The organism is Azospirillum sp. B4 (assembly GCF_000333275.1).
In the GTDB taxonomy this organism is placed as follows: domain Bacteria; phylum Pseudomonadota; class Alphaproteobacteria; order Azospirillales; family Azospirillaceae; genus Nitrospirillum.
In genome coordinates this window covers 1-4,060 of record NZ_BACU01000481.1, presented here as the reverse complement: position 1 = coordinate 4,060, position 4,060 = coordinate 1, and the positions used below count along the sequence as shown (strand labels likewise).

Below are 4,060 nucleotides of genomic sequence, written 5' to 3'. Positions count from 1 at the left end.
CCGCCATCGCCCGCACGTGGATGTCCAGATCGGTGGCAAGGCGCTTCAGCACCGACGCCGTGTGGAGAGATTCCACGCCACATAACTGCGCGGGTCCACGTCGGGATCGTCGGCAAGGCGCTCCAAGGCCGCCTGAGAGGTGGAGGGGTTCCTCGCAACCCAACACCGCACGGTCACGTCCGGGTCGTTGGCAAGGCGTTCCAACGCCGCCGCGGGTGTGGAAGGGTTCATGGCCACCGCCCGCCTCATGGTCTCTTCCGGATAATCGGCCAGGCGTTCCAGCGCCGCCGCCGGTGTGGAGGGGTTATTCGCCGCCGCCCGCTGCATGGCCCAGTCTAGACCGTCGGCTATACGTCCCAGTGCCTCCGCCGGCATGGAGGGGTTACCTATCGCCGCCCACCGCACGTCTGCGTCCGGATCGGCTGCCAAGCGCTCCAGCGCCTCCGCCGGCATGGAGGGGTTTCTTAACGCCGCCCGCCGCACGTCTGCGTCCGGATCGGCTGCCAAGCGCTCCAGCGCCTCCGCCGGCATGGAGGGGTTTCTTAACGCCGCCTGCCGCACGTCTGCGTCCGGATCGGCTGCCAAGCGCTCCAGCATAACGCTTGGCGTGCCTCGGTCCAGGGCGATGGCGAGGGCCCGGGGGAAGGAGGGGCCGACTGCATCCTGAAGGTCGCGCCAGCCTGCCCCCAGCGCTTCTGGCGCGAGGCTCGATCGGCCGACCAAGTGGAGAGCGGTCCTCAGCGGGCTGCGCCCTATCCGGTGCAGCACCGCGCGATCGGCGGCATGGGCCTGGCCTTGCCGCACCAGCCAGGCCAGGGCGTCGCCGGCTTCCTCACCGCGGCCGTTGGCCGCCAACCGGGCCAGCACCAGGGCCAGGACCTCCTCATACCGCGGATCGGCCCAGTGCCGCTCCATCGCCGCCCGGGCTGCTGTGTCCACCAGGCTGACCGACAGGTAATATTCCTGGAGGGTCAGGTGGAGGAAGGACACCCGCTCCCGCCCGTCGTCCACCACCAGCAGGCCGCTGGCCTTCAGCCTCTCCATCAGGGGGTCGCGCTCCGTCCCGCAGATCGTGACCAAGCAAGCCTCCAGGACTTTCAAGTCCACTTCGGGCGCCAACCCCATGGTGGCAGCCAGGCGCTCCAGCACCTGGTCGCGCTCCCGGGTACGGTACTGCGGCCCCTCTACAGGGAATCGCCGCTTCCACAAGGCGGCCACGGCCCTCCGGTAAAACGCCGCCCGTGAGGCCGGCAGCAGGGCCTTGTCCTCAAGCCAAACCAGGGCCGCCAGGGTCAGCAGCAGGGGATTGCCGCCCAGGGTGGCCAGGGCGGCATTGCGGTCCAGGGCCGCCGCCAGGCTGGCCGCCTCGGCCAGCCCGAGGGCTGGGACCAGGAAGGCGGCCCGTTCCGCCCCAGGCCGCAGCGGCATCAGGGTTTCCACCCGCACGATGCCTTGGCCCACAAGCTCACCGGTGAGCCCCTGCCAGACGGCGGTACGGCAGGTGACGGTCACGGCGCCCGGCAGGGTGCGGAAGCGCTTCAGCCAGTCCCCCAGAGACCCGGTATCCGGCAGCTCATCCAGCCCGTCCAGTAGCCACAGGGGGCGGAAGGACCGGCCTTGTCCCGGCAGGCCGGGGTCGCCCAGGGCCCATAGCGCGTCGGCCAGGCCTTCGCCCTGCACGGCCAGGTCCCGCGGATCGGGATGATCCTGGCGGGGGGGCAGATGTTGCAGGCGCCGCAGGGGCAGCAGCAGCGGCACCAGGGTGCCGTAGCCGGGCGCCGCCGGCCGGGCCCGCTCGGCCCAGTGCTCCAATAGCCGGCTCTTGCCCGCCCCGGGCTCTCCCAGAATGACCTTGAAGGCCGTGCCGCTCCGCAGCTCGTCCAAGACCTGGGGCTCTGGACGCTCCTCCCAGGCCTGTTCCTGGACGGCGATACCCTCGCGCCAAGCCTCATAGTTCTGGGGCAGGCGGATCTTGTCCTCTACACGGTTCCGCGCCTCCCTGAAGACGGGAGTTCCCAGGCGGGCGGGGACGTAGGTAATCTCCAGGGGAGAGGCGGGGGCCGGCATGGGCATCAGGTGAACAACCTTTCAGCGAAGGATAGTGACCATGCTAGCGCGGTAATGCGATTCATGCCTATGAGGAAAGGTCAGCATTCTTTCCTGTTTTGTTGGTCGGGATGTGCTTCTGTTTCCCCATGGACCTGCGAGCCTGCTGTTCGGTCTGTTCAAGCATGGCCCCGTGTTCGCCCAAATGGAGCTGGATTGTCGAGGGACGTTGTCTCGACCCGAACAATGTGCGCCATGAACACCTGTGAACGCAGTGCCAAGTGTCTGTTTTCCGCCGAGCTACCGCTCAGCCCCCCTGCCCTAGCCAGCTGAGCCATGGCGCCGTCGCTGGCCTGGATGCGCTCGCCATAGTGGGCAGGTATGGCGGGAGAGGCGGGTAGGCCGAAACCCGCCACCAGCAGGTCTTGTGCCGCACCAACTCGAAGGCTGTGGCCGGAGACCCTGCCCTCATCCGGTGTGCCGCTGCCGGTATAACCGGCCGCCGTCGCCCGGGCTTTGAACACTTCGCCTACGCGTTTGCGGGGGTCGGCGCCGGCGCAGGCCAGGGAACCCAGGACCTGGCAGTCCAGGCGCAATGGGGTTCTATCCAGACGGCATCCTTGGCGGCCACCAGGCGCTCCAAGCGGCGTTCCAGCCCCTGGCACCGGGCCGCCTTGGCGTCGCGGCCCTGCAGGGCCTCGCGCAGGCGGGTCATCGTGCGCACTCGGGGATCATCGACCGATACCAAGGCCATGTCACCGCTCTCGATGGGCTGCTCAAGATCGATCAGGGGGAGTACGAACATAAGCGTCCACTCCCCTTCCCCGCCCTTCGTCGACTTAGGCACCATATTTTCTTCGGACATGCGCCCCTCTCCCCATACTGTTTCGACGTCGAAACGTCTCCCTTTGCTGTTGCTCTTTGGGATTCCGAGGATCGCCGCCAATTGCCTGGATGAGGGTGACACCCTGTCGATCGCGGTCCGCATCGTCATGCAGGACTGACCCAGGTTCCACCAAGTGCGGTATCAAAACATGCCATAAAGGGACAGCAGCATTTTTCCCAGGCGCCCGAGACTTCCACCGGCCTTCTCTACCTGATCCAGCAGCTGGTTGGCCTTGGTCACGCCCTCAAGGACGCGCGAACTGTCCGGATTCTCGCGGCCCGCGGCGTCCAAGGTCACCGCGAGGTGCCGTTCCAACGCCGCCGCCGGTTCCCGGGCCGCTTCCGGCAGGGAGGCCCGAGAGTCCTGGAGCAGTGCAAGGGCTGCCGCCAGCACACCGGAGGGAACGCCCTCCATCGTTCCATTGAGCGCCACAGTGGCGCCCGGTGCCCCAGCGGACGGCCCCAAATTATTGTTATTGCCAACGGACCCCAAGATCACCACGCTACCCAGGCCTGCGGTCACACCGGCACCGTGCTCTGGTTGGCCCGCCACCAGCCGGCGCCCCTTGTCCGTGACGGACAGCAGCGGCCCCCAGGCGAGCTCGACAAGCCCGTCCTTTTGAGCTCCCGTTACCATCCTTAGGACATCAGGGCCGTCCAACCCCAGGACCGCGCCTAACCCGTTGACGCCCTCCTCATCGATCTGGCCCTGGGGCCTATCCGACGCCAAGGCCGCCAGGCCGGCGAGGAAGGCCATGTCTTTCCCATTCATCACTTCTCTCCTTCAGGGCTGTTTAGTTGGGCAGGCTTTCCAATAGGGTGTTAGGGTTCTCCGCCGCTGCCTGCCGCATTTCCTTTTCGGGGTCGGCGGCCAGGCGCGCCAGGGCCGACCCCGGCGCCGAGCGATTCCCCGCCACCTTCCGGCGCACGCGCACGTCAGGATCGGCGGCCATGCATTGCAAGGCCGGCCCCGGCACCGACGGGTTCTCCGCCACGTTCCGGCGCACGTCCACGACGGGATCGACGGCCAGGCATTGCAGGGCCGACCCCGGCGCAGAGCGGTTCCTCGCCACGTTCCGGCGCACGTCCACGTCGGGATCGGTGGCAAGGCGTTGCAAGGCCGGCCCCG

General features: G+C 67.9%; 4 protein-coding genes. All 4 read right to left on the bottom strand.

The window, feature by feature from the left end; translation table 11 throughout:
* Positions 1-45: 45 nt before the first annotated feature.
* A complete protein-coding gene (locus I55_RS33345; protein ID WP_049974352.1) occupies positions 46-2,073 on the bottom strand; it encodes an NACHT domain-containing NTPase in 2,028 nt (675 codons plus the stop codon).
* Between the two features lie 502 nt (positions 2,074-2,575).
* On the bottom strand, positions 2,576-2,851 hold the full coding sequence (locus tag I55_RS20750; protein ID WP_148293874.1) for a hypothetical protein: 276 nt from the start codon (positions 2,849-2,851) through the stop codon (positions 2,576-2,578).
* A 222-nt stretch (positions 2,852-3,073) separates the two neighbouring features.
* Positions 3,074-3,703 carry a hypothetical protein gene (locus I55_RS20745; RefSeq protein ID WP_148293873.1) on the bottom strand — a complete coding sequence of 210 codons (630 nt, stop codon included), beginning with the start codon at positions 3,701-3,703 and terminating at the stop codon, positions 3,074-3,076.
* A gap of 22 nt (positions 3,704-3,725) precedes the next feature.
* The coding region (locus I55_RS20740) for a hypothetical protein (protein ID WP_044562493.1) at positions 3,726-4,060 on the bottom strand (335 nt) is incomplete at its 5' end.

What these genes read in the sequence shown, in the direction of transcription:
- I55_RS33345 (WP_049974352.1), bottom strand. Translation starts at nt 2,073, where the DNA reads ATGCCCATGCCGGCCCCCGCCTCTCCCCTGGAGATTACCTACGTCCCC.
- I55_RS20750 (WP_148293874.1), bottom strand. Translation starts at nt 2,851, where the DNA reads ATGTTCGTACTCCCCCTGATCGATCTTGAGCAGCCCATCGAGAGCGGT.
- I55_RS20745 (WP_148293873.1), bottom strand. Translation starts at nt 3,703, where the DNA reads ATGAATGGGAAAGACATGGCCTTCCTCGCCGGCCTGGCGGCCTTGGCG.